Genomic DNA, 23631 nt, shown 5'->3' on the forward strand with positions numbered 1-23631 from the left:
AGGTGTGACGGAGGTGCAGGGCGATGGCCGGTTTCCGGAGTCTGGCGAGACAGGTGCGAGATACGCGGTGCGATCTGGCGCTACGGCGCTATTCGCTGCGTAAGTGCCTGGAGCGGTTCGCTCCTTACGGGCACAGGGCGACCTGGGACCACTTGTGCTCCCGGGCGGGATTCGGTCCGGAGGACCGGTCCCCCGATCCTGCGCGGCTCGTGGCCGCGTTGGACGAGCTGGAAGAGGCGCGTTCGGTCTGGCTGGCCTATGAGGTCGAGTTCGCCGAGCGACGCAAGAAGGAAAAGCACGACGGACTGCGCAGGCCGGGCAGCGTGGACGACTGGCACCGGCTGACCTGGGGCGGTTTCGGAGTCGCCTGGTGCGACAACCCCCGGGTCCACCCGCATGAACCGCTGGCCGAGGTGCTGCGCCGACTGATCTCCGCGCTGGAGCGCGATCCGGGCTCGGAGTGCCCGGTGTGCGGCGGGGAGCGGCTGATCTGGATGTACGACCTGGCCCATGAACCGTCGTCGGGCCCGGTCTGCACGGACTGCGGAATCGTGGTGCCGCGTCCGATTCTCACGCCGGAAGCGCTGGCGGCATCGCGGCGCGAGCGGCGGCTGCTCATGTCCGCCTAGTACGACGGGGGTGCGCCGGGGATGCCGCACCCCCTCTTGTATGCGTACGGTTCCCGCTCCTTCCGCCCGCCGTTGTCAGTGGTGACTGGCACCATCGAGACATGATCCAGGTGTGTCTGAACGGGCCCCGAGGGGCCGGCGACGGTGCGGTGGTGCCCCTCTCGCCGGAGGCCATGGCCGAGTCAGCGGCCGCCGCGATCGCGGCCGGGGCCACGGACGTTCACGTTCACCCGAAGACCCCCTGCGGGCAGGACACGCTGTCGCCTCGCGTGCTCGCGCCGGTGCTCGAGGCGATACGGGCCCGGGTGCCGGTGCCGGTCGGGGTGACCACGGGTGCCTGGGCGGAACCGGATCCTGCGGCCCGGCTGCAGCGGGTCCAGAGCTGGACGGTGCTGCCGGACCACGCCTCGGTCAACTGGCACGAGGAGGGTGCCGAGGCCGTGGCCGCGGCGCTGATCGAGCGGGGCATCGGCGTCGAGGCCGGCATCTGGTCCGGCACGGACGGGGCGGCGCGGTTCGCCGCCTCACCGCTGGGGCCGAGGGTGCTGCGGGTGCTGGCGGAGGTGACGGACCCCTCCGCGGAGACCGCCGAGGAGAGCGCGCGTGCGCTCCTCGCCGACCTGGGCCCGGCGTTCGACCGCCCCGTGCTGCTGCACGGGGAGGACGGCGGGGCGTGGCCGGTGCTGAGGCTGGCGGGGCGGCTGGGGCTGGCGACGCGCATCGGCCTGGAGGACACGATGGTCCTGCCGGACGGGGAACAGGCCGCGTCCAACGCTCAGTTGGTGGCCGAGGGCCTGGTCCAGTACGGGTGGGCCCAGCGCTCGTCGTAGGGCAGCGCGAGGAGTTCGGCGCGGATCGCGAGGTCGGGCTCGTTCCGGGCGCGGAGGCGGGCTGGGGCGTGTGCGGTCAGCCAGGACTGGAGTTCGGCGACGACGGGGGCCGCGTCGTCGTGATCCCACCAGCCGAACGGCGCGGCGTCGGAGTCCAGGTCGTACAGCCACGTCGCCGCGCAGCTCGCGAGGTGGGCGTCCGCGACAGGACCGCTGCCCCAACGGTCGAGCAGCGGCGTCATGGTTCCGAGGATCATCGCGCAGGTCTCGAACACATCGGCCACGGGGTACGGCGGCTCGGACGCCGTGAGGACGTCCTGCCACCAGGCGTACACGAACGCCTCGACGGCGGCGGCCTGCTCGGCGGGCCAGGCGCGCCAGTCGACCCGGCTCCACCCGTGGTGTCCCCAGCCGATGCCGTCCAGCGTGCCCTCGGCCATCGCATGCGCGGCCTGCGGCAGAAGACGCCGCATCACGGCGGCGTGGTCCTCGAAGTGGCCGGGGACCTTGTAGACGAACCTGCCGACCAGATCGGCGGGCACGCGCGTGTACGGCGTGCGCAGATACGCCGTCTCCTCCGGGAGAAAGCACCGCTCGCAGCCGGTCTCGGTGGGACTGGCGAATCCGTTGAAGACCGTGTCGATGTCCGCGAGGGCGGCGTCAAGGGAAGGGGAGGACATGAGAGTTCGTCCCGTCATGACTCCGTGCGCGGCGGCGGGCCGCCGGCCGAAGATCGCGACGATACCAGCCGCTAATCCGCTCGCTCCAGCCCTTTCCCGTCCGGACAGTTGGGGGCGATGAAACCCAGCCTGAGTCCCTGAAGGAGCCCCTCATGTCGACGCTGCGCGTCACCGCCGAAGTGCTGACCGTCCACGAGCATCCGAACGCCGACGCTCTCGAACTGGCCCAGGTGGGCCTGTACCGGGCCGTCGTCGCCAAGGGCGCGTACCGCACCGGTGAGGCCGCCGTGTACATCCCCGAGCAGTCCGTGCTGCCGGCCGGGCTGATCGAGGAGCTGGGGCTGACCGGGCGGCTCGCGGGGAGCAAGGCCGACCGGGTCAAGGCGGTGCGGCTGCGGGGTGAGCTGTCGCAGGGGATCGTGTGCCGTCCGAAGGCGCTGGCCGACGTGGATCTGGAGCGGGCGGCCGTGGAGGGCACCGACTTCGCCGAGGCGCTCGGGATCACGAAATGGGTGCCGCCGATCCCGCCCACGATGTCCGGTGACGTGGAGTCGGCGCCGGATCTGCTGCCGTGGGTCGACATCGAGAACATCCAGCGGTACCCGGACATCTTCACTCCGGGTGAGCCGGTGGTGCTGACCGAGAAGCTGCACGGGTCGGCGTGCCTGCTGACGTATGTCGCCGACGAGGAGCGGGTGTACGTGTCCTCCAAGGGCTTCGGCGCGAAGTCGCTGGCGCTGAAGGAGGAGCCGCGGAATCTGTACTGGCGTGCGGTGCGGGGGCACGGTGTCGCCGAGGCGGCTGCTCGGGTCGCCGAGCGGCTCGGGGCTCGGCGGGTCGGGATCTTCGGGGAGGTGTTCGGGGCGGGCGTGCAGGACCTGAACTACGGGGCCGACGGGCGGCGGGAGACGCTGGGGTACGCCGCGTTCGACGTATCTGCCGACATCGACGGGCAGGTGCGGTGGCTGGATGCGGCCGAGGTGCTGGAGGGGGAACTGCCCTTGGTGCCGCGGCTGTTCGAGGGGGCGTTCGACATCGAGCGGGTGCTGGAGGTCGCCACGGGGCGGGAGACGGTCTCTGGGCGGGCGCTGCATCTGCGCGAGGGCGTGGTGATACGGCCGGCTGCTGAGCGGTACAGCGCGGTGACCGGCGGGCGGGCGATCGCGAAGGCGGTGAGTCCGGCCTATCTGACCCGCAAGGGCGGGACCGAGTACGAGTGACGTGGTGCCGCTGGGCCGGTAGCGCCCCTCAGCCCCCAGCGGCTACAGCTACTCACCCACAGCCGTCCCCGGCCTTCTACCCCTGCCCTCCAGCTCTCTCGGCGCCGTTCCTCTTCCGGCGTCCCCTCCCTTGTTCCACCATCAGTCGGGAACCCGCGTGGCGCTCACCGAAGGCGTCGTCCGGGTTGGAGAGCACGCAGGTGTCCAGGGACAGGCAGCCGCAGCCGATGCAGTCGGTCAAGTGGTCGCGGAGGCGGTTGAGCTGCTTGATGCGCTCCTCCAGCTCCGAGCGCCAGGCCTCCGAGAGGCGTGCCCAGTCCTCGTGGGTGGGGGTGCGCTCCTCGGGGAGTTCGGCGAGGGCCTCGCGGATCGTGGCCAGGGGGATGCCCACGCGTTGCGCGGCTCGGACGAAGGCCACCCGGCGCAGGGTGTCACGGGTGTAGCGGCGCTGGTTGCCGGACGTACGGCGGCTGCTGATCAAGCCCTTGGACTCGTAGAAGTGCAGGGCGGAGACGGCGGCGCCGCTGCGGGCGGCGACCTGGCCGACCGTGAGTTCGTGGATCTTCTCGGGGATCTGGGGCACGCCCCCCAACCTACCTATCGCGACTCGGCCCCGGAGCGTTGACAGAGGCTTGCCGGCCTAGCATGCTAAGCAGTCGCTTAGGCATGAGGCTTACGGCCTGGTGCACGTCAGACATACGCGACGCGAGAGGCCTGGAGATGGCAGAGCCGAGGATCTTCACGTCCGCCGACGACCTGAAGGCGGCGGTGGGCGAGCAGCTGGGGTACACCGACTGGCTGGAGGTCGACCAGAAGCGGATCGATCTGTTCGCGGAGGCCACCGGCGACCACCAGTGGATCCACATCGATCCCGAGAAGGCCGCCGCGGGCCCCTTCGGGACCACGATCGCCCACGGCTACCTCACGCTGTCGCTGCTTCCGCTCTTCGGACCCCAGCTCATCGCGGTCGAAGGCGTGAAGATGGGCGTCAACTACGGGACGAACAAGGTGCGCTTCCCCGCCCCCGTACCGGTCGGCTCGCGGCTGCGCGCCACCGCCACCATCACCGGCGTCGAGGACGTGACCGGCGGCATCCAGGTCACCGTCGCCTTCACCGTGGAGCGCGAGGGCGGGGACAAGCCCGTGTGCGTCGCCGAGTCCGTGTCGCGGTACTACCTCTGACACACGGGTCCGTCCGGCTCTACTTGGCCCCCACCATCCGCAGCACGAGGTCGGCGTACAGTGCGCCGACCTCGTCCGGTGTCCAGGGGCCGTCGACGTTGAACCAGCGGGCCACGTCGATGCAGAGCGACAGGACGGCGAGGGTCGTGCCCTTCACGTCGAGCACGTCGAAGTCACCGGCCGCCACACCGTCCTCGATGATCCCGCGCACCTCGGCGTCGCACTGCCGGCGCAGCGCGAGGATCTCGGCACGGGCGTCCGGGCCGAGCGAGTCCAGCTCGTACTGCACGACGCGCGCGGTCGTACGCCCTCCGGCGTGCCAGCGGACGAAGGAGCTCACCGCGTCGGCGAGCCGCTCGGCCGGGGCGCCCTCACGGCGGGCCGCGGTCCGCAGGATGTCGAGGGCCTTCGCGTGGCCGATCCTGCTGATGCGGTGGAGGAGCTCTTCCTTGGTCTTGTAGTGGATGTAGAGCGCGGCCGGGCTCATGCCGGCGCGGCCCGCGATGTCACGGGTCGTCGTGGCGTGGTAGCCGCGCTCGGCGAAGGCCTCCACGGCGGCGACCAGCAGCCGCCGGGCCGCGTCGGGCGTGACCTCACCCCACGCCGACGTCTCGCCGTCGGCCGTCTCCTCCGCCGTACTCATCGCTCACTCGCCCCTCTCGCCCGCCGTCACCCACCACCGCCCTGACGGAGGCCCTTCGGGCCACACCTTTCCATCGGGCGAGCCACCACCATACCGCCGATGCTGAGCGAGCGCTTAGTGAGGCGGTCGGAGGTGTCGAAGGAGGGTCAGAGCTTCTCGAAGGGGTCGTGGTCGGCGAGCAGCTTCTCCAGCCGCGCCTGGTCGACCCGGCTGACGATCTGCCCGGCCTCCTGACGGTCCCGGATGACCTTGGCGAGGGTGAACGCCGACGTCACCAGGTAGAGGACGGCGATCGCGAGGAAGCCACGCACCCAGGCGTTGGCGTTCAGCTGGTAGATACCGATGCCGGTGGCGGCCATGGCGACCGCGAAGGAAGCCACGGCCTGCCCGTAGAACGCCGCCGTGCTCTGCTGTTTGACCGGTGTGTCACTCATGGGGAACAGGGTCGGCGACGGTGGCGCCGGCCACATCCGCCGAAGTACTCAGACGCGTACTCAGAACGCCGAAACACCCGTCAACGCCCGCCCGATGACCAGCTTCTGGATCTGGCTCGTGCCCTCGTAGAGGGTCATCACACGGGCGTCGCGCAGCAGCTTGCCCGCCGGGTACTCGTCGATGTAGCCGTAGCCGCCGAAGACCTGAAGGGCGTTGTTGGCGGCCCGGACGGCGGCCTCCGACGCGAAGAGCTTGGCCTTGGAGGACTCGACGGCGAAGGGCAGCCCGCGGTCGATCAGGTCGGCGACGCGCCAGGTCAGCAGGCGGGCCGCGTCCACGTCGACGGCGATGTCGCTGATCAGCTCCTGGACGAGCTGGTGGTGGGCGATGGACTTGCCGAACTGCTCGCGTTCACCGGCGTACCGGACGGCCACGTCCAGCGCGGCCTGGGCTATGCCGACGCACCCCGCGGCGACCGACATCCGCCCCTTGGCCAGGGCGGACATCGCGACCGAGAAGCCCTTGCCCTCCTCCCCCAGCATGGCCGCCGCGGGCACCCGTACGTCCTCGAGGACCAGCTCGGCGGTGGCCTGGCCGCGCAGGCCGAGCTTGCCGTGGATGGTGCGGCGGGTCAGACCGGGGGTGTCGGTGGGGACCAGGAAGGCGGAGACACCCTTGTGGCCGGGCGCGTCGGTGGAGCGGGCGAAGAGCAGGACGACATCGGCCCAAGTGCCGTTCGTGATGAACATCTTGGTGCCGTTGATGACGTAGTCGTCGCCGTCACGGACCGCGCGGGTGGCGAGGTTGCCGGCGTCGGAGCCGGTGCCCGGTTCGGTCAGGCCGAAGCAGCCGACCAGTTCGCCCGCGGTGAGCCCCGGCAGCCAGCGGCGCTTGTGCTCCTCGCTCCCCCACGCCGCGACGGTCTTGGCGACCAGGCCGAGTGAGACCGACACGATCCCGCGCACCGAGGAGTCGCCCCGGCCCAGTTCCTCCGTGACCAGGCAGTACGCGAGATGGTCGCCGCCAGAGCCGCCGTACTCCTCGTCGATCGTCAGACCGAGGAAGCCGACCTCGCCGAGCTTCTTGACGATCGAGCGGTCCACCTCCTCGGCACGGTCCCAAGTGACGACGTGCGGGGCGATCTCGCGGTCGACGAAGTCCCGGGCGAGCCGTCGGACGGCGATCTGTTCCTCGCTGAGCTCCAGGTTCATGCCGAGTCACCCCACAGACAGCGGCCACCGAGGGCCGTCCATTGAAAGCCGTACATTTAAATTAGCACTGCTAGTTTCCGTTGGGCAGCCCTACTATGTGCGCCATGGCCCGACCGCGCAAGCCCCTCCTCAGCTACGACCGGATCGTCGAGACGGCGCGCGAACTCGTGGACGGGGAGGGCCTCGCGGCCTTCTCCACCCGCCGGCTCGCGGCCGAACTGGGCGTGAGCGGGCCGTCCCTGTACAACCACTTCCGCACCAAGGACGAGATCCTGGAGGCGGTCGCCGACTCGGTGAGCGCGCAGGTCGACCTGTCGATGTTCGAGGACGGCCGGGACTGGCGGACCGCGCTGCACGACTGGGCCGTCTCCTACCGGGCCGCCCTGCGCGACCACCCGAACATCGTCCCGGTCCTCGCCCAGGGCCCCGGCCGCCGCCCCGCCGGTCTCCGCCTCGCCGACGCCGTCTACGGCGCGATGGTCCACGCGGGCTGGCCGCCGGCGCAGGCCACGTCCATCGGCGCGCTGATGCGGTACTTCATCATGGGCTCGGCGCTCGGCTCGTTCGCCGGGGGCTTCGTGGACGACGCGAGCGCGTACGACCCCGCCGACTACCCCCACCTCGGGCAGGCCCACCTCCTCGCCGAGCAGCAGGAGAAGATCGACGAGCGGGCCTTCGAAACCGGGCTCGCGGCGCTGCTGGACGGGCTGGCCCGGCAGTACGAGCAGGTCGGGCGGGCCGGCTAGGGATACGCCGGCCCGCCCCTCAGCGGCTTGGGCGGCCCGCCCCGCCACTCTTCGGCCGGCACCGAAGTGTCCGTGCCCCATCCTGGAACGCATGGCCACCAAGGACCCCCAGGCATCACAGCTCGCCCGCCTCGCCGCTCTCATCGCCGACCAGACCCGGGCCGCCTGTCTGCTGGCGCTGCTCGACGGGCGGGCGTGGACCGCGGGTGAGCTGGCGCGGCATGCCGGGGTCGCCGCGTCCACGGTCAGCGAGCACCTGGGAAAGCTGGTCGCGGGCGGGCTGCTCGCCGAGGAGCGGCAGGGGCGGCACCGGTACGTACGGCTGGCCGACGCGCGGGTCGCCCAGCTGGTGGAGGACCTGGCCGCGCAGGTCACCCCGGGAACGGCCGTACGGCCCCGGAATCTACGGGAGGCCGGCGCGAGGTCCGCCATGGCGCGTGGGCGCACCTGCTACGACCATCTCGCCGGGCGGCTCGGCATCGCGGTCACCGACGCGTTGACCGCGCGCGGGCTGTTGCGGCAGGACACGGGGTTTGCGCTCACTGATGCGGGGGTCGGCTGGTTCGACACCGCGGGTATCCGCCTCGACCGGACCGGGCGTCGGCCGCTGGCCCGGGCCTGCCTCGACTGGACCGAGCGGCGCCCTCATCTGGCCGGTGTCGCGGGCGCGGCTCTGTGTCGGCATGCGTTGGAGGTGGGGTGGTGTGTGCGGATCGGGTCGGAGCGGGCGGTGAAGGTGACTCCGTCGGGAGAGCGGGTGTTGGGGGAGCTGCTCGGTATCGAGGCGGGGGCGCTGCGGTGAGCGAGCCCGGGCGACTACGGGGGTGGGGGCTTGTGATGCGTGCCGGGTGCGGGTGGGTGGGGGCTGGTCGCGCCCACGCGGCGGAGCCGCATATCGATACAGCCCCGCGCCCCTGGATCGGCTGCGGCAGACGCCGCTGAACAGGCGCCGTACGCCCGGTCTTCCCGTCCGAAATCCGCGAGCCCTCGCCCGCCCTCCCCTTCTAGCCTCTGGAGCATGATGAGCACCTCCGCCACCCGCCCCACCCGCCGCCCCGACCTTCTCGCCGCCGGTGCCGCCACCGTCACCGTCGTCCTGTGGGCCTCCGCCTTCGTCTCCATCCGCAGCGCCGGCGAGGAGTACTCCCCGGGTGCGCTCGCCCTGGGGCGGCTGCTCGTCGGATCCCTGGTGCTGGGGGTGATCTGTCTCGTCCGGCGGGAGGGGTTGCCCCCTCGGGCGGCCTGGCCCGGGATCGCGATATCGGGGCTGCTGTGGTTCGGCTTCTACAGCGTCGTGCTGAACTGGGGCGAACAGCAGGTGGACGCCGGTACGGCCGCTCTCGTGGTGAACATCGGGCCCATCCTCATGGCGCTGCTGGCCGCCCGGGTCCTGGGTGATCCGATGCCGCCGCGGCTGCTGGCCGGGATGGCGGTGTCGTTCGCCGGTGCGGTGACCGTGGGGCTGTCGATGTCGGGCGGGGGCGGATCCTCGGTGCTCGGCGTGGTGCTGTGCCTGCTCGCGGCGGTCGGGTACGCGGGCGGCGCCGTGGCGCAGAAGCCGGCGCTCGGCCATGCGAGCGCGCTGCAGGTGACGACGTTCGGATGCCTGGTCGGCGCGGTCCTGTGCCTGCCCTTCTCCGGGCAGCTGATCGGCGAGGTGGCCGACGCCTCGCTGTCCGCCACGCTCAACATGGTCTATCTGGGCGTCTTTTCGCTGGCGCTGGCCTTCACGACCTGGGCGTACGCCCTGGCCCGGACGACCGCCAGCCGTATGGGCGCGACCACGTACGCGGTGCCCGCGCTGGTCGTGCTGATGTCCTGGGTGGCGCTGGGCGAGGTGCCGGGTCTGCTCACCCTGGCGGGTGGAATGGTGTGCCTGGCGGGGGTCGCCGTGTCGCGGTCGCGGACGCGGGCCGCCCGGGTCGTGGCGGCCGCGCCACAACCCGAGCAGGCCCGGGAATCAGCGTGAACGCGCCCTGTCCGCAAGGACCTTGATGGACAGCAGGGCGATCACCGCGAGGCCGATGATGTAGCCCGAGACCGCCATCGAGGTGCCCGTGGTCTCCAGCAGCAGCACCATGACGAACGGGGCGAGGCCACCGCCGAGCACGGCCGCGATCTGGTAGCCGAGGGAGGCGCCCGTGTAGCGCATCTCCGGCGTGAACAGCTCGGCGAACAGGGCCGCCTGAGGGCCGTACATGATGCTGAGGAAGCAGCTCGCGACGAACGTGCCGACCGCCAGCCACAGCAGTGAGCCGGTGTCGATCAGCAGGAACAGCGGTACGGCCCACAGGCCGATGCCGGCCGCGCCGATCGCGTAGATCCGGATACGGCCGATCTTGTCGGAGAGCGCGGCGGCGGCCGGGATCAGCACGAGCTGGGTGAGGCTGATACAGAGCGAGACGGTGAGGACCGCGCTCTTCTTCATGCCGAGTTCGCGGGTGGTGTAGTCGAGCACGCCGGTGATGATGATGTAGAAGGTCGCCGTGTTCACGGCGAAAGAGCCGCCGGCGAGGAGCACCGTGCCGAGGTGGCTCTTCAGGATGGTGCGCAGCGGGGAGGACTGCTCGGCCTTCTCCTGCTCGGCCAGCTTCTTCTCCGCCTCCCGGAACTCGGGGGTCTCCTCGACGCGGGTGTGGATGTACCAGGCGAGCACGAGGACGAACAGGCCGACGAGGAACGGCACGCGCCAGGCCCAGGCCGCGAACTCGGAGTCGGTTGTGAACGCCCCGGCCAGCAGGAAGACCGTGTTGGCGGTCACCACGCCGATGGGGACGCCGAGCTGGACGAAGCTGCCGTAGATACCGCGCTTGCCCTCGGGGGCGTACTCGGTGGCCATCAGCATCGCGCCGCCCCACTGGGCCCCGACGGCGATGCCCTGCAGCACGCGGAAGAGGACCAGCAGGATCGGGGCGGCGACGCCGATCGTCTCGTACGTCGGAAGCAGGCCGATGCCGGTGGTGGCGAGGCCCATGAGGGTGAGCGCGAGGACCAGCATCGGCTTGCGGCCGCGCTTGTCGCCGAGCTGGCCGGCGACGATGCCGCCGAGGGGGCGGGCCAGGAAGCCGACGGCGAAGGTGGCGAAGGAGGCGAGCACTCCTGCGGTGGGGCTGCCGGCCGGGAAGTACAGGTCACCGAGGACCAGTGCGGCGGCGATACCGAAGACGAAGTAGTCGTACCACTCCACGGCTGACGCGAGAGCGGCGGCGGTGGCGACACGGCGGCGGTTGCCGACGGCGGTAGCGGTAGAGGTGAGCGGCTGGGCGGAAGGTGCCGTGTCCATGCGTGCACACTCCGATGGGTGCGGGGACGGAACAGGGGGTGGCTCGGGTTCCGGGAACGTACTGACCGGACGGTATGGACGTCAACGGGTCGCGCAGCAGCAGTTTTGCCTGCACACGGCACGGAGAGCGGGATCCGGGCATGCCGAGGGCCCCGGCCTCGCACGGAGACCGGGGCGCGCGGGAGGCAGGGCTAGAACACCACCAGCGCCCTGCCGCCCTTGCCCGCCAGCATGTTCTCGAACGCCGCCGGGATGCCCTCCAGGGCGATCCGCTCCGTCACCAGCCCGCCCAGGTCCAGGCGGCCCGCCCGCACGTGCTCGGCCAGGATCGGCACGTCGCGGGCGGGGTCGGTGTTGCCGTAGACGCAGCCGGAGAGGGTGCGGCCCCAGTGGAAGATCTCCAGGGCGTTGAAGGTGACCTGCTGGTCCTTGCCGCCGATGCCGACGACCGTGGTGCGGCCGCCGCGGCGGGTGGAGTCCCAGGCCGTGCGGATGGTGGTCGCACGGCCGACGCACTCGACGGCCACGTCCACGCCCTGCTTGCCGGTGAGGGCGCGGATCTCGCGGGCGGTGTTCTCGGAGGCGACGACGTAGTCCGTGGCGCCCGCCGCCCGGGCCAGCTCCTCCTTCTCCGGGGAGACGTCGACCGCGACGATCTTCGCGGCGCCCGCGATGCGGGCCGACTGCAGGGCGGCCAGGCCCACTCCCCCGACGCCGAACACCGCGACCGTCTCCCCTTCCCGGACCCGCGCCGAGTGGTGCACGGCGCCGTAGCCGGTGAGGACGGCGCAGCCCAGCAGGGCGGCGTCGGTGAGCGGAATGCCGTCCGGGAGCGGCAGGACGCAGCCCGCCGCGACGACCGTCTCCTCGGCGAACGCGGCGACGTTCAGGCCGGGGTGGAGGTCGGTGCCCTCCACGGTACGGGCGTAGACGTCGGCGGCGCCGTTCAGCGCGTTGGCGCACAGCCAGACCTCGCCGAGCCCGCAGGCGTGGCAACTGCCGCAGGACGGCGCCCAGTTGAGGACGACTGCGTCCCCCGGGGCGACGTGGGTGACGCCCTCCCCCACGGCCACCACCGTGCCCGCGCCCTCGTGGCCCAGCACCGCGGGGACCGGGACGCGCATCGTGCCGTTGGACAGGGACAGGTCGGAGTGGCAGACACCGGCGGCGGCGAGGCGGACGCGGACCTGGCCGGGGCCGGGGTCCGGGAGATCGATCTCGGTGATCTCCAGAGGAGCGTCTACGGCGGGAAGAACTGCTGCGCGAACCACGGGAAGGCTCCTCAGAACTGCAGGGACTTGGTCTGGAGGTACTCGGTCAGGCCGTGCGCGCCGAGTTCGCGGCCGACGCCCGACTGCTTGTACCCGCCGAAGGGGGCGAGCGGGTTGAAGCGGCCGCCGTTGATGTCGACCTGGCCGGTGTCCATACGGCGCGCGAAGGCCACCGCCTCCGCCTCGTCGCCCGCCCAGACGGCGCCCGCGAGGCCGTAGACCGTGCCGTTGGCGATCCGCAGGGCGTCCGCCTCGTCCTCGTACTTCAGGATCGACAGGACCGGGCCGAAGATCTCCTCCTGCGCGATGGTCATCTCGGGCGTCACGTCGGCGAAGACGGTCGGGCTGACGAAGTAGCCCTGCTCGCGCGGCGCTTCGGGCCCGCCCGCGACGAGGCGCGCCCCCTCCGCGACACCCTTCTCGATGTAACCGCGCACCCGTGTCTGCTGCTTGGCGCTCACCACCGGGCCGATGCGCTCCCCGTACTTCGCGGCGGCGGCCTGGGCCAGCTCCACGGCCTCGTCGTACTGGTCCCGGTGCACCAGCATCCGCGTCCAGGCGCTGCACGTCTGCCCCGAGTTGGACATGACGTTGGCGACGCCGACGTTGACCGCCTTGGCCAGGTCGGCGCTCGGCAGGATGACGTTGGCGGACTTTCCGCCCAGCTCCAGGGCGACCTTCTTGATCGCCGCGGCGGCCACGGCGGCGATCTGCCGGCCGACGGCGGTGGAGCCGGTGAAGGAGACCAGGTCGACGTCCGGGTGCTCGGCGAGCGCCTGGCCCGCGACCGGGCCGAGGCCCGTGACCAGGTTGAAGACGCCCGCGGGGACACCTGCCTCGTGCACCGCTTCGGCGAAGAGCTGGGCGACCAGCGGGGTGTCCTCGGCCGGCTTCAGGACGACCGTGCAGCCGGCGGCCAGCGCCGGGGCGACCTTGGCGACGATCTGGTGGAGCGGGTAGTTCCAGGGCGTGATGGCGCCGACCACACCGATCGGCTCGTGGTACACGGTCGAGTTGCCGACCTTCTCCTCGAAGGCGTACGTCGCCGCCAGCTCGGCGTACGAGCCCGCGACCGCGATCGGCACGCCCGCGTGGACCGCCTGCGAGAAGTTCGGCGGCGAGCCGAGTTCGGCGGTGACCGTCTCGGCGATCTCGTCCTTGCGGGCCACCAGCACGTCCCGCAGGGCGGCCAGCCGCGCGGCCCGCTCGGCGGGCGGAGTCGCGGCCCAGCCCGGGAAGGCGGCACGGGCGGCCCGTACGGCGGAGTCGACGTCGGCGGCGGTGCCGGCCGGCACCGCCCCGACGACCTGCTCGTCGGCCGGGTTCACGACCTCGATGACCTCCCCGCTCGCGGCGGGGCGCCATGCGCCGCCGATGTACATGCCGTCGTGTGCCTTCATCGAGCTTCCTCCCGGGTGGGCCGTTTCATCGACCGGCTGCCGTCGCCGTCGTACGGCTGTCGTCGTCCGGCTCACAAACTAGCGGCGATAGTTTTACCGCGCCAGACGCCTCCGGAGTGAGCCGCGCCCCATGACATCAGAAGTCGACCCGGGCCCTGTCGTCCACCCTCGCCACGGCCTCCTGACCGAAGGCCTTCTCGTAGGCGCGGCGGATCTCCTCGATCTTGCGGTCGCTGCTCTGCGCCTGCGCCCGCGGGTAGAGCAGGATCAGCTCGTACGACCGCTCCTTCTCGATCGTGCCGCTCGCGTCCCGCCACTGTCCGCGCCCGGACTGGATCGTGAGCCCGTCCGGGAAGTCCGGCGTGACCTCCTTGTCGACGAACGCCATGAACTGCTTGTCGGTGACGGCCGGGCCGCCGTCCGGGCGCGCGGTGCCGAAGAACAACCGGGTCTCGATGTACGGCTCCCCCCGTGCGGGGGCGGAGGACGCGGCCGGCGCCGCGGAGGTGTCGTCGTCGAGGGTGGCGTACGCGGTCGGCGCGCCGACGGCGAGCAGGAGGCCGACGGCGGTGAGGACGGCCCGGGTTCGGGTGAAGTGCACGTTCATGGCGCATAGCTAGCCATGTCCGGCGGACTTCACTCCTCCAGGTCGGGAAGCCGCGCCGGGGCCGGGCAGATGCGGTCGCCGTGCTGATCGAAGACGAACAGGTGGGCGAGATCGACGAGGAGCGGGACATGCATGCCGTGCCGGAGCTCGAAGTCGGGGGTGGTGCGGACGATGAGGTCGCCGGGCAGTCGGCCCTCGGGCGGCGTCTGATCGGGCCCGGCGTCGGCCGGGTCGTCGAGCGTCACCACCGGGCCGGCGCGCAGGGCGCCCGCGCGTTCCCGGAGGCGGTCCAGGACCGTGCCGCCCTCGCGGCGACGGCGGCGCGCGGGGCGGACGGCCGGGCGCGGGGCCTCCAGGTCCGGTACGACGGCCGGGCGGGAGCCCGTGTTGAAGTGGACGAGGACCTCGTGGCCCTGGAACTCCACGTGCTCCACCAGCCCGGTGATGTGCACCTCGCCGGGCCGTGCGGCGGCGGGCTCGGCGATGCGCACCGCCTCGGAGCGCAGACCCACGATGACCTCGCGGCCCTGCTGGACCCGGAGCAACTGGTGGTCCAGGCACAGGGGTTCGGGCAGGCGCAGGTACTGCTTGCCGAGGCTGATGGTCATCGCGCCGTCCAGTGGGGCGCGTACGACGCCGCGCAGGAGGTTGATGCGCGGGGTGCCGATGAAGGCGGCGACGAAGACGTTGCGGGGCAGGGCGTACACCGAGCGCGGGGTGCCGACCTGCTGGAGGACGCCGCCGCGCAGGACGGCGACCCGGTCGCCGAGCGACATCGCCTCGGCCTGGTCATGGGTGACGTAGACCGTGGTGACGCCCAGTTTCCGGGTGAGGCCGGAGATCTCGGCGCGCAGGTGGTTGCGGAGCTTGGCGTCGAGGTTGGACAGCGGCTCGTCCATCAGGAACGCGGTGGGGTGGCGGGCGATGGCCCGGCCCATGGCGACGCGCTGGCGTTCACCGCCGGAGAGCTGCGCGGGGAAGCGGTCGAGGAGGTCCTCGATGCCCAGCATGCGGGCGGTGGCGTCCACGCGCGGGCGCGGGTCCGCGCCGGGTGCCTCGATGCGCAGCGGGAAACCGATGTTGTCGCGGCCGGTCATGCTCGGGTAGAGGGCGAAGTTCTGGAAGACCATCGCCATGCGCCGGTCGGCGGGCAGCAGGTCGTTGGCCCACTCGCCGTCCAGGAGCAGTTCGCCCTCGTCGATCTCCTCCAGGCCGGCGATCATTCTGAGCACGGTGGACTTGCCGCAGCCGGAGGGCCCGAGGAGGACGAGGAACTCGCCGGGCTCGATGTCCAGCGAGAGCCGGTCCACGACCCGGACGCCTCGCGTGTAGGACTTGCTCACGTCGTGCAGGGAGATGGCGCGTGTCATGACTGCTGCCCCCGAGGGCTGTGCGGAGCGCCGCTGCTCCGTGGGTTCGAAGGCCCCGTGCGGGTCGTACGGGGCCTGTGAGTCACGGAAGTTAACGGAATGTGCCCGGCCGGGGGAAGGGGTTGGTCACTTCGTCCGGTCATCGGTCACTTCGTCGCGGTCATCGGTCACTTCGCCGCGGCCAAGGGTCACTTCGTCGCGGTCAGGTGGGCGAAGACCACCACGTTGCTGGTGTAGCCCGTCTGCCGGTCGAAGAGGCCGCCGCAGGTGAGCACGCGGAGTTCCGGGCGCCGGGCCGGGCCGTAGACCTCCTTGTCGGGGAAGTTCGCCTTGTCGTACACCTTCACCCGGTCCACGGTGTAGACGGCGGTACGGCCGTCCTCGCGCCGCGCCTCGATCTTCTTGCCGCGCTTCACCGAGGCGAGCCCGGCGAAGACGGCGGAGCCGGTCGTGGTGTCGCGGTGGCCCACCGCGATCGCGACGCCCGGCTCACCGGGTGTGGGGCCGCCCCGGTACCAGCCGATGAGCTTCGGGTCGTCGACCGGCGGTGTCTCCAGCTCGCGGGTCGCGGTGAGCCCGAGGCCCATCACCGGGGCGTCGATGCCCAGGGACGGGATGCGGACGGACGTCGGCCGGGACCTCGGCAGCGGGCGAGGCGGGGGTGTGGGCTCGGCGGCGGCCACGGGGTGCCGGCCGTCGGGTCCCGTCGGCGCGATCGGGTCGCCGTGCCCCTCGCACCGGACCACCACCGTCACCAGGACGACCGTCAGCACGGCCGTCCTGGCGAGGCGGTAGGCGCGGGTCCGGTACCAGGGCCTGCGTCTGCGCCTACGCGGCACCATGGGGCTGCCGGCGGGTCCTGCGGACGTACACGGTCCCGCCGACGGCTACCAGGCCCACCAGGCCGGCGCCCGCCACCGGCGCGTACGCGGCCACGGTGTCGCCGAGACCGCCACCGCCCGCGTGCACACCACCTCTCGGGCCGTCGTTGTCGCCACGGCCCCACCCTTCGCCGCGGTCGCCGCCTTCGCCCCGCTCGTTGTCCCCGATCTCCCCGCGCGGGCCGTCGTCCCCGCGCGGACCGCCGTCCCCGCGCGGACCGCCGTCCCCGCGCGGACCGCCGTCCCCGTCCCGCCGGTCGCCGTCCCGACGGTCGCCGCACCTGACCCGGAAGACCTTCTCCTTCGGCGGGATGCCCGTCACGACCCAGGTGAGCTTGTACTGGCCTTCCGCAAGCCCCAGCACATCGGTGTGACCGGCACCCCCGGCGAGCTGGATGGCGCCGGTGACGGTGGCGCCCGTGGGGAGCGGAGGCTGCGGCGAGATGGTGTACGTGATCGACGCGAGGATGTCGAAGTTGACGGCGTCGAGGTAGAACCGGCAGACCACCGGGTCGTCCTTCGGAACCCCGTAGGGCACGCCCTCGCGGTGGATCCTGATGTCGCCGTTCTCCCCCTGGGCCCACGCGGTCGGCGCCGCCACCCACGACGCACCCGCCGCGGCGAGGGCCGTGAGGACGACTGTGGCGCCCGCGCGAGCACGGAAGGCACGTGAGGGTGTCAGGGTCGGCATACGCGCTCCTCAGATTCAGACGATTTTCATACAAATCGTTCTTTCGCCTGACTCTCCTTCACGCGCACCACGACGCGCCGCACGACGTCCGGCGCGTCGTCAAATATCGCTCGTCCGGCGCAATCCCGAGCCCTTCGGCCGCTCCCGTGCGGTCGATCCGGGCCCCTCGGGCCGCTTCGGCGTACGCACCGCGACCCCCGCCGACAGCAGCAGCAAGGCCGCCAGCATCACGAACGGCGCAGCCACCCCGGCGACGCCCGCGACCAGGCCGGCCGACGCCGGGGCGGCGACCTGGCCGAGGCGGTTGCCGGTCAGCCGCAGGGCGAGGGCGGTCGAGCGGGCGCCCTCGGGGGCCGCCTGGACGACCGTCGTCATGGACAGCGGCTGGCCGACGCCGAGGCAGAAGCCCAGCACCGCCAGCATCAGGGCCAGCGCCCACACGGGCACCGGCAGCGCGATCCCGGCGCACAGCAGGGCCGCCAGCAAGCAGGTCACGGTCAGCAGCACGGTGCGGCCGAGCAGCCGCAGCAGGGGCGTCAGGACCAGGCGGCACGCGATGGTGGCCGCCGCGCGCAGGCTCAGCAGGAGGCCGATCACGGACGGCGCGATGCCCCGGTGCTCGCCGACCACCGGGAGGTAGGCGGTGAGGATGTCGGTCGCGGACAGCACGGCGAGGCTGATGAAGATGCCGGCGGGCACGCCCCGGGCGCGCAGGATGCGCCGTACGGGGACGCGTTCGCCCTGCTTCTCCCCCGACTTGGCCGTCGTACGGCTCTCTATCCGCCACAGCGAGGTGAACGCGACCGCGCCGCCCGCACCCGCCACCAGCAGGGCGAGGGCGCTGGTGCCCGCCATGTCCCGGCCACCGATCAGCGCGCCCGCGGCGATCGGGCCGACCAGCTGGCCGAGGGAGGCGCCGATGGTGAAGTGGCCGAAGTTGCGGTCCTGTTCGTGCGGGGCGGACTGGCGGGCGACGAGGGACTGGGCGCCGATGACGAAGCAGAGGTGGCCGAGGCCCATCACCCCGCTCCAGATCGCCATCGCCCAGAGGGAGCCCGCGAGACCGCTCATCGCGCAGCCGCCGGATATCAGGACCACGCCGACCGGCAGCAGGGGCGCGCACCGGCCGTGGTCGGTGCGACGCCCCAGGGGGACCGCGGCGAACAGCGGGAGCAGGGCGTACACCCCCGCGATCACGCCGATCGCCCGCTCGTCCGCGCCCAACGCCAGCGCCCGGTAGGAGACGGCGGGCCGGGCCATCGACACCGCCCCCTGCGCGAAGCTGAAGGCGATGACGAGGCGGAGCAGCCAGCCGCGGTTCCCACCGGGCGCCATGAACGAGTCCTCCTGGAAGGTGCTTGCGGATCAGATGATTCCGAAGAGCATCCCTGCCCCGAGGATGATGAGGCATGTGAGCGCCGCCCACTTGACCACGAACTTCGTGTGGTCGCCGAACTCCACCTTGGCCATGCCGACCAGGACGTAGACGGCCGGGACGAGCGGGCTCGACATGTGCAGCGGCTGGCCGACCAGGGAGGCGCGGGCCATCTCCAGCGGGGAGACACCGTGCGCCGCGCCCGCCTCGGCGAGGACCGGGAGGACGCCGAAGTAGAAGCCGTCGTTCGACATGAAGTAGGTGAGCGGAAGGCTCAGCAGACCGGTGACGAGGGCCATGTGCGGGCCCATGCCCTCGGGGATGACGTCGACCATCCAGCGGGCCATGTGGTCGACCATGCCGGTGCCCTGGAGGACGCCGGTGAAGACGGCGGCGGCGAAGACCATGCCGGAGACGTTGAGGACGTTGTCGGCGTGGGCGGCGAGGCGGGCCTTCTGGTCCGGGATGTGCGGGAAGTTCACGGTGAGCACGAGGGCGGCGCCGAGGAGGAACAGCACCGGGATCGGCAGCCACTCCATGATCATTGCGGTGAGCAGGGTGATCGTGACCAGGGCGTTGAACCAGTACAGCTTGGGGCGCAGGGTGGCGCGGTTCGGGTCGAGGACCGTGAAGCGCTCCTCCTCGTCGTCGTCCTCCGCGTCGGTGCCGGAGCCGGAACCACCGGTGACCTTGTCCTTGCCGGACGTGCCGGACGTACCGGAGGAACCGGAACCGGCGCCCACGAGAACCGTCTCGGCCTCCTTCTCCTCGACCAGGACCTCGTCCAGCGTGAGCACACCGAGCCGCTTGCGCTCGCGCAGGCCGAGGAAGTACGAGAGGACGAAGACGCCGAGCAGGCCGACGAGCAGGGCCGGGATCATCGGGACGAAGATGTCGCTGGCGTCGAGCTTGAGCGCGGTGGCGGCGCGGGCGGTCGGGCCGCCCCACGGCAGGGTGTTCATCACGCCGTTGGCCATGGCGGCGACACCGGTCATCACGACCAGGCTCATCTTCAGGCGCTTGTACAGCGGGTACATCGCCGAGACGGTGATCATGAAGGTGGTCGAGCCGTCGCCGTCGAGCGAGACGATCGCGGCGAGGATCGCCGTGCCGACGACGATCCGCATCGGGTCGGCCTTGGCGAACTTCAGGATCCCGCGCACGATCGGGTCGAAGAGACCGACATCGATCATCACACCGAAGTAGACGATCGCGAACATCAGCATCGCCGCGGTGGGAGCGAGGCTGGTGACGCCGTCGATGACGTAGTCACCGAGCTTGGCGCCCTTCCCGACGAAGACGCAGAACAGTGCCGGGATCAGCACGAGCGCCGCGATCGGCGACATCTTCTTCATCATGATCAGGACCAGGAAGGTCGCGATCATGGCGAAGCCAAGGATGGTCAGCATGAGTGGATACCTAACGTTCGCCCTTGAACGACCCACCAGGGCCGGCGGTGGGATGACGTTAGGTCCCGCCAAGCAGCGTTAACAAGACGTTGACATGCGAGCAATAAGCGCAAAACTCCAGGTCAGCGCTTTGCTCAGGTCAGAGCCGTGATCTTTTCGGCCACCGGGACCACCTCGACGGGCACCCCGTTGAGCACCGCGTTGCCCGACAGCGGGTCGAGCAGGCTGCCGTCGAGAAGCTGGTTGACGTTGACGCCGGGTTCCTTCAGCGCGTGGTTCAGCCGGGTGCCGGGCCGGTCGTGTCCCCAGCCGTGCGGCAGGCTGACCACACCGGGACGCACGCCGTCGGTGACCTCCGCGGGGGCGGTGACCTCTCCCCCGGCACCCTTGACCCGCACGGGCGCCCCGTCCGTGACGCCGAGCCGTTCGGCGTCCTCGGGGTGGATGTGCAGGGTGCAGCGGTTGGTGCCGCCGGTGAGGGCGGGGACGTTGTGCATCCAGCTGTTGTTGGAGCGCAGGTGTCGCCGGCCGACCAGGACGAGCCCGTCGGGACGCTCGTGCAGGGCCCGCCGCAGCCGCGGCAGGTCGTCCGCGATCGGCCGCGGCAGCAGCTCCACCTTGCCGCTGGCCGTCTTCAGCGGCTGCGGCAGCCGGGGGCGCAGCGGACCGAGGTCGATGCCGTGGGGATGCGCCAGCAGCTTCTCCAGGTTCAGCCCGTCCGGTCGTACGCCGAAACCGTCGCCGTAGGGGCCGAGGCGGAGCATCATGTCGAGCCGGCGCTCGGGGCCGGTGACACCGGCGAGCTGAGCGGCGAGTTCCTGGGGGTCGCGGCCGTGCACCGGGGAGTGCGCTTCCTTCACCGCCTTGCCGAGGGTCTGCCCGATGACCAGGTCGTCGACGGCCGCCGGATCCGCGCCGTGCATCCCGGTGGCGGCGAGGGTCAGCCGGGCCAGGATCTCCGTCTCGGCCATGCGGCCGGGCTCCAGCGGGACGGCGGGCCGGTTGTAGCGGACCTGGTTGCGTACGGCGAGGGTGTTGAAGGCGAAGTCGTGGTGCGGGCTCTGCGAGGGCGGGGGCGGCGGCAGCACGACGTGGGCGTGGCGCGAGGTCTCGTTCAGGTACGGGTCGACGCTGACCATGAAGTCGAGCGAGTCGAGGGCCTTGTCGAGCCGGTCGCCGTCGGGCACCGAGAGGACGGGGTTGGCGGCGACGGCGATGACGGCCCGGATCGGCTCGCCCTCCTCGGTCGCGGTGTCGATCTCCTCGGCCAGCGCGGAGATCGGCAGCTCGCCCTTGGCCTCGGGGTGCCGGCTGACCCGGGAGTGCCAGCGCGCGAGCGCGAAGCCGTGGCCGGGGCCCGCGGGCCGGGGTGTCTTGTCGGTGGCCGCCTGCGGGAAGAGGGCGCCGCCGGGACGGTCGAGGTTGCCGGTCAGGATGTTCAGTACGTCGACCAGCCAGCTGGCGAGGGTGCCGTGCGGGACGGTGCAGCTGCCGATCCGGGCGTACACGGCGGCGGTCGGCGCGGCGGCGAGCTCGCGGGCGAGGGCGCGGATGGTGCCGGCGTCGATGTCACAGGCGGCGGCAACGGCTTCGGGGGTGAAGTCCCGTACGGCGTCCGGGAGTTCGGTGAGTCCCTGGAGGTGCGGGGTCAGCTCGCCCGGGTCCACGAGGTCTTCCTCGAACAGGACGTACGCCATCGCCGCCAGCAGCAGCGCGTCGGTGCCGGGGCGGATCGCGAGGTGCCGGTCGGCGAGCTTGGCGGTGCGGGTGCGGCGCGGGTCGATGACGGTGAGGGTGCCGCCGCGGGCCTTCAGCGCCTTGAGCTTGCCCGGGAAGTCGGGCGCGGTGCACAGGCTGCCGTTGGACTCCAGCGGGTTGGCGCCGATCAGCAGCAGGTGGTCCGTGTGGTCGAGGTCGGGGACGGGGATCGCGTTGGCGTCGCCGTAGAGCAGTCCGCTGGAGACGTGCTTGGGCATCTGGTCGACCGTGGACGCGGTGAAGAGGCTGCGGGTGCGCAGGCCGGCGATCAGGACCGACGGGTAGAGGGCGCCGGCCATGGTGTGCACGTTGGGGTTGCCGAGCACGACGCCGACCGCGTTCGGCCCGTACCGCTCGACGACCGGGCGCAGACCGGCGGCCACCGCGTCGAAGGCCTCCCCCCAGGTGGCCTCGCGCAGCTCGCCGTCCCTGCGCACGAGCGGGGTGCGCAGCCGGTCGGGGTCGCCGTCGACGGCACCGAAGGAGGCGCCCTTGGGGCAGATGAACCCCTTGCTGAACACGTCGTCGCGGTCGCCGCGGGCGTGGGTGACCGCGGTCCCCTCGATGGTGAGGGTCAGGCCGCAGGTGGCCTCGCACAGGGGACAGATGCGCAGTGCGGTGCGGGACACGGGTCCTCCTGAGGTGGCGGCGACGATGACGCGCGGGCTCAGGGGCGAGCATACCGACCGGTATGCAGGGAGGGGAGTCCCAGCCGGGGATGAGGTCGGAAATTCGCGAGCCGCCGGCCCGGGACGGTCAGTCCAGCACGCGCGCCAGATACGCCCGCAGCATCTCCCGCGCCTCCTCGATGATCCGCTCGTCACCCTCCGGCGCCATCCGGAAGGCCAGGTGGACCAGGGTGTCGGCGGTCTCGACGGCGATGAGGAAGGTGCGGCGCAGATCGTCGTCCGGCTCGCGGTCGAGGTATCCGGAGAGCAGCTCGGTCAGCCGGTCGGCGACGCGGTGGTTGGGTTCGCTGCGGGTGCCGACCGGGATCTGGTTGCCGAAGTCGACGAGGGAGAAGCCGGGCGCGGTGCGCTTCATGGCGAGGTACTCGTCGAGCACGACGTCCATGGCCGCGCGCCAGCCTCCGTCGCCGGTCTCCTCGAGGCGCTCGGTGACACGGGCGGTGAAGCGCTCGAGGTTGCGCTGGGCGAGGGCGTCGGCCATCTGCCGCTTGTTGCCGAAGAAGCGGTAGACGGAGCCGATGGGGACGCCGGCACGCTGGGCGACGGCCCGGGTGCTCAGGTCGTCGTAGCCGACCTCGTCGAGGAGGTCGGCGCAGGCGTCGAGGATCCGGGTGAGCCGTTCGGCACTGCGCCGCTGCACGGGCGCCCGACGAAGCGATGCGGGGTGAGGCACGGTCTTCATGATGCCTTTCCGGCTCGGTCCGGTGAACCTCGCCCCCCAGTACGGGAGCGGACACCCGGCGCACTCAGTGCCGCGGCGGACGGATTCGCCGTCGGGGGCGCGGTCGTCTCCGCCTCCGACGCCGTGAGGGCGGCCGTCCTCTCGACGGGGTCGCCGTCCACCGCCCAGACCGTGCCGTCGTCGGCGTACAGCCGGACGGTGACCTGGTGCGTGCCGCGCGGGACGAGGCCGGAAGCGAGGCGGTACTCGGGGGTGCGCAGCCTGGTGACGAGCCGGTCGTCCACGTAGAGGTGAGCCAGCCCGCGGCCGGCCACCGCGCGCGTCTGCGCTCCGACGGGTGAGAAGCGGAAGTCGCGCAGGGTCAGCCGTACGTCCCAGCTGCCGTCGCCGTCCGGGTCCGGCTGCACCTCGATGCCGACCTCGGGGGCGTCGTCCTCGTCCACCTCACGCAGGTGCCGCCCCTCGCCGTCGGTGTCGTCGAGGACCTTGCCCACGGGAGAGGACGACACCCCGTTCTCCCCCTGTCCCCGCGCAGCACCGGAGTCGCAGCCCGCGGTTCCGGTCACCAGCAGGACACAGACCGCGAGCGCGGCGAGAAAGGTCCGCGTCCATGACATATCCGGAGACTAGAACACCCAT

General features: G+C 71.8%; 24 protein-coding genes. 7 read left to right on the plus strand and 17 right to left on the minus strand.

The window, feature by feature from the left end; all coding sequences use genetic code 11:
* Positions 1–23 precede the first annotated feature (23 nt).
* Together ABD932_RS01920 and ABD932_RS01925 are read left to right on the plus strand one after the other, a co-directional pair.
* Positions 24–629, plus strand: coding sequence for a hypothetical protein (locus ABD932_RS01920; protein WP_126390569.1), 606 nt, complete (start codon positions 24–26; stop codon positions 627–629).
* Positions 630–730: 101 nt separating this feature from the next.
* Positions 731–1459 carry a 3-keto-5-aminohexanoate cleavage protein gene (locus ABD932_RS01925; RefSeq protein WP_345008293.1) on the plus strand — a complete coding sequence of 243 codons (729 nt, stop codon included), beginning with the start codon at positions 731–733 and terminating at the stop codon, positions 1457–1459.
* On the opposite strand, the gene ABD932_RS01930 is transcribed toward ABD932_RS01925, so the two are convergent.
* Positions 1405–2157: a hypothetical protein gene (locus ABD932_RS01930; protein ID WP_345008294.1), complete on the minus strand. Its 753-nt coding sequence runs from the start codon at positions 2155–2157 to the stop codon at positions 1405–1407. The genes ABD932_RS01925 and ABD932_RS01930 overlap by 55 nt on opposite strands.
* 134 nt (positions 2158–2291) lie before the next feature.
* Between ABD932_RS01930 and ABD932_RS01935 the strand changes: the two genes are divergently transcribed.
* On the plus strand, positions 2292–3359 hold the full coding sequence (locus ABD932_RS01935) for an RNA ligase (ATP) (protein WP_345008295.1): 1068 nt from the start codon (positions 2292–2294) through the stop codon (positions 3357–3359).
* 76 nt (positions 3360–3435) lie between these two features.
* Here ABD932_RS01935 and soxR read toward each other — a convergent pair whose 3' ends face one another.
* On the minus strand, positions 3436–3942 hold the full coding sequence (soxR, locus tag ABD932_RS01940; protein ID WP_345008296.1) for a redox-sensitive transcriptional activator SoxR: 507 nt from the start codon (positions 3940–3942) through the stop codon (positions 3436–3438).
* A gap of 137 nt (positions 3943–4079) precedes the next feature.
* Between soxR and ABD932_RS01945 the strand changes: the two genes are divergently transcribed.
* Entirely contained in the window at positions 4080–4541 is a 462-nt protein-coding gene (locus ABD932_RS01945; protein WP_345008297.1) for a MaoC family dehydratase, read from the plus strand.
* Positions 4542–4560: 19 nt separating this feature from the next.
* Here the strand turns inward: ABD932_RS01945 and ABD932_RS01950 are convergent, their stop codons facing one another.
* The 3 genes from ABD932_RS01950 to ABD932_RS01960 form a co-directional block, all read right to left on the minus strand.
* A complete protein-coding gene (locus tag ABD932_RS01950) occupies positions 4561–5184 on the minus strand; it encodes a TetR/AcrR family transcriptional regulator (RefSeq protein WP_345008298.1) in 624 nt (207 codons plus the stop codon).
* 146 nt (positions 5185–5330) lie between these two features.
* Positions 5331–5618 carry a YiaA/YiaB family inner membrane protein gene (locus ABD932_RS01955; RefSeq protein WP_345008299.1) on the minus strand — a complete coding sequence of 96 codons (288 nt, stop codon included), beginning with the start codon at positions 5616–5618 and terminating at the stop codon, positions 5331–5333.
* Between the two features lie 60 nt (positions 5619–5678).
* Positions 5679–6830 (minus strand): acyl-CoA dehydrogenase family protein, encoded by a 1152-nt coding sequence (locus tag ABD932_RS01960; RefSeq protein ID WP_345008300.1) that lies wholly within the window; start codon positions 6828–6830, stop codon positions 5679–5681.
* A 104-nt stretch (positions 6831–6934) separates the two neighbouring features.
* Between ABD932_RS01960 and ABD932_RS01965 the strand changes: the two genes are divergently transcribed.
* The 3 genes from ABD932_RS01965 (at position 6935) to ABD932_RS01975 (ending at position 9545) form a co-directional block, all read left to right on the plus strand.
* Positions 6935–7576, plus strand: coding sequence for a TetR/AcrR family transcriptional regulator (locus ABD932_RS01965; protein WP_126390583.1), 642 nt, complete (start codon positions 6935–6937; stop codon positions 7574–7576).
* Between the two features lie 91 nt (positions 7577–7667).
* Entirely contained in the window at positions 7668–8378 is a 711-nt protein-coding gene (locus ABD932_RS01970) for an ArsR/SmtB family transcription factor (protein WP_345008301.1), read from the plus strand.
* Between the two features lie 216 nt (positions 8379–8594).
* Positions 8595–9545 carry a DMT family transporter gene (locus ABD932_RS01975; RefSeq protein ID WP_345008302.1) on the plus strand — a complete coding sequence of 317 codons (951 nt, stop codon included), beginning with the start codon at positions 8595–8597 and terminating at the stop codon, positions 9543–9545.
* On the opposite strand, the gene ABD932_RS01980 is transcribed toward ABD932_RS01975, so the two are convergent.
* From ABD932_RS01980 to ABD932_RS02035, 12 genes are all read right to left on the minus strand, one after another.
* Positions 9537–10859, minus strand: coding sequence for an MFS transporter (locus ABD932_RS01980; RefSeq protein WP_345008303.1), 1323 nt, complete (start codon positions 10857–10859; stop codon positions 9537–9539). The genes ABD932_RS01975 and ABD932_RS01980 overlap by 9 nt on opposite strands.
* A gap of 191 nt (positions 10860–11050) precedes the next feature.
* A complete protein-coding gene (locus ABD932_RS01985) occupies positions 11051–12130 on the minus strand; it encodes a Zn-dependent alcohol dehydrogenase (protein ID WP_345008304.1) in 1080 nt (359 codons plus the stop codon).
* Between the two features lie 11 nt (positions 12131–12141).
* The gene (locus tag ABD932_RS01990; RefSeq protein ID WP_345008305.1) at positions 12142–13530 is read right to left on the minus strand and encodes an aldehyde dehydrogenase family protein; all 1389 of its coding nucleotides are present in this window, start codon (positions 13528–13530) and stop codon (positions 12142–12144) included.
* Between the two features lie 136 nt (positions 13531–13666).
* Positions 13667–14137, minus strand: coding sequence for a DUF3574 domain-containing protein (locus ABD932_RS01995; protein ID WP_345008306.1), 471 nt, complete (start codon positions 14135–14137; stop codon positions 13667–13669).
* Positions 14138–14166: 29 nt separating this feature from the next.
* Positions 14167–15507 (minus strand): ABC transporter ATP-binding protein, encoded by a 1341-nt coding sequence (locus ABD932_RS02000; protein ID WP_345008307.1) that lies wholly within the window; start codon positions 15505–15507, stop codon positions 14167–14169.
* Positions 15508–15695: 188 nt separating this feature from the next.
* Positions 15696–16349: a class F sortase gene (locus tag ABD932_RS02005; RefSeq protein WP_345008308.1), complete on the minus strand. Its 654-nt coding sequence runs from the start codon at positions 16347–16349 to the stop codon at positions 15696–15698.
* A complete protein-coding gene (locus ABD932_RS02010) occupies positions 16336–17079 on the minus strand; it encodes a hypothetical protein (RefSeq protein WP_345008309.1) in 744 nt (247 codons plus the stop codon). The genes ABD932_RS02005 and ABD932_RS02010 overlap by 14 nt, the downstream gene beginning before the upstream one ends.
* 99 nt (positions 17080–17178) lie before the next feature.
* Entirely contained in the window at positions 17179–18414 is a 1236-nt protein-coding gene (locus tag ABD932_RS02015; RefSeq protein WP_345008310.1) for an MFS transporter, read from the minus strand.
* A gap of 30 nt (positions 18415–18444) precedes the next feature.
* Entirely contained in the window at positions 18445–19863 is a 1419-nt protein-coding gene (locus ABD932_RS02020) for a CitMHS family transporter (protein WP_345008311.1), read from the minus strand.
* A gap of 134 nt (positions 19864–19997) precedes the next feature.
* Positions 19998–22250, minus strand: coding sequence for a molybdopterin oxidoreductase family protein (locus ABD932_RS02025; protein WP_345008312.1), 2253 nt, complete (start codon positions 22248–22250; stop codon positions 19998–20000).
* Positions 22251–22377: 127 nt separating this feature from the next.
* Entirely contained in the window at positions 22378–22992 is a 615-nt protein-coding gene (locus ABD932_RS02030) for a TetR/AcrR family transcriptional regulator (RefSeq protein ID WP_345008313.1), read from the minus strand.
* The gene (locus ABD932_RS02035) at positions 22989–23609 is read right to left on the minus strand and encodes a hypothetical protein (RefSeq protein WP_345008314.1); all 621 of its coding nucleotides are present in this window, start codon (positions 23607–23609) and stop codon (positions 22989–22991) included. Before ABD932_RS02035 ends, ABD932_RS02030 begins: the two co-directional genes overlap by 4 nt.
* Positions 23610–23631: the final 22 nt, after the last annotated feature.

It is taken from the genome of Streptomyces shaanxiensis, from assembly GCF_039537145.1.
Lineage (GTDB): Bacteria > Actinomycetota > Actinomycetes > Streptomycetales > Streptomycetaceae > Streptomyces > Streptomyces shaanxiensis.

What these genes read in the sequence shown, in the direction of transcription:
- ABD932_RS01955 (WP_345008299.1), bottom strand. Translation starts at nt 5,618, where the DNA reads ATGAGTGACACACCGGTCAAACAGCAGAGCACGGCGGCGTTCTACGGG.
- ABD932_RS01990 (WP_345008305.1), bottom strand. Translation starts at nt 13,530, where the DNA reads ATGAAGGCACACGACGGCATGTACATCGGCGGCGCATGGCGCCCCGCC.
- ABD932_RS02005 (WP_345008308.1), bottom strand. Translation starts at nt 16,349, where the DNA reads ATGGTGCCGCGTAGGCGCAGACGCAGGCCCTGGTACCGGACCCGCGCC.
- ABD932_RS01980 (WP_345008303.1), bottom strand. Translation starts at nt 10,859, where the DNA reads ATGGACACGGCACCTTCCGCCCAGCCGCTCACCTCTACCGCTACCGCC.
- ABD932_RS02035 (WP_345008314.1), bottom strand. Translation starts at nt 23,609, where the DNA reads ATGTCATGGACGCGGACCTTTCTCGCCGCGCTCGCGGTCTGTGTCCTG.
- ABD932_RS02020 (WP_345008311.1), bottom strand. Translation starts at nt 19,863, where the DNA reads ATGCTGACCATCCTTGGCTTCGCCATGATCGCGACCTTCCTGGTCCTG.
- ABD932_RS01970 (WP_345008301.1), top strand. Translation starts at nt 7,668, where the DNA reads ATGGCCACCAAGGACCCCCAGGCATCACAGCTCGCCCGCCTCGCCGCT.
- ABD932_RS01995 (WP_345008306.1), bottom strand. Translation starts at nt 14,137, where the DNA reads ATGAACGTGCACTTCACCCGAACCCGGGCCGTCCTCACCGCCGTCGGC.
- ABD932_RS01965 (WP_126390583.1), top strand. Translation starts at nt 6,935, where the DNA reads ATGGCCCGACCGCGCAAGCCCCTCCTCAGCTACGACCGGATCGTCGAG.
- ABD932_RS01925 (WP_345008293.1), top strand. Translation starts at nt 731, where the DNA reads ATGATCCAGGTGTGTCTGAACGGGCCCCGAGGGGCCGGCGACGGTGCG.
- ABD932_RS01975 (WP_345008302.1), top strand. Translation starts at nt 8,595, where the DNA reads ATGATGAGCACCTCCGCCACCCGCCCCACCCGCCGCCCCGACCTTCTC.
- ABD932_RS02030 (WP_345008313.1), bottom strand. Translation starts at nt 22,992, where the DNA reads ATGAAGACCGTGCCTCACCCCGCATCGCTTCGTCGGGCGCCCGTGCAG.
- ABD932_RS01930 (WP_345008294.1), bottom strand. Translation starts at nt 2,157, where the DNA reads ATGACGGGACGAACTCTCATGTCCTCCCCTTCCCTTGACGCCGCCCTC.
- ABD932_RS01920 (WP_126390569.1), top strand. Translation starts at nt 24, where the DNA reads ATGGCCGGTTTCCGGAGTCTGGCGAGACAGGTGCGAGATACGCGGTGC.
- ABD932_RS01935 (WP_345008295.1), top strand. Translation starts at nt 2,292, where the DNA reads ATGTCGACGCTGCGCGTCACCGCCGAAGTGCTGACCGTCCACGAGCAT.
- ABD932_RS01945 (WP_345008297.1), top strand. Translation starts at nt 4,080, where the DNA reads ATGGCAGAGCCGAGGATCTTCACGTCCGCCGACGACCTGAAGGCGGCG.
- ABD932_RS02010 (WP_345008309.1), bottom strand. Translation starts at nt 17,079, where the DNA reads ATGCCGACCCTGACACCCTCACGTGCCTTCCGTGCTCGCGCGGGCGCC.
- ABD932_RS01960 (WP_345008300.1), bottom strand. Translation starts at nt 6,830, where the DNA reads ATGAACCTGGAGCTCAGCGAGGAACAGATCGCCGTCCGACGGCTCGCC.
- ABD932_RS01950 (WP_345008298.1), bottom strand. Translation starts at nt 5,184, where the DNA reads ATGAGTACGGCGGAGGAGACGGCCGACGGCGAGACGTCGGCGTGGGGT.
- ABD932_RS02000 (WP_345008307.1), bottom strand. Translation starts at nt 15,507, where the DNA reads ATGACACGCGCCATCTCCCTGCACGACGTGAGCAAGTCCTACACGCGA.
- ABD932_RS02015 (WP_345008310.1), bottom strand. Translation starts at nt 18,414, where the DNA reads ATGGCGCCCGGTGGGAACCGCGGCTGGCTGCTCCGCCTCGTCATCGCC.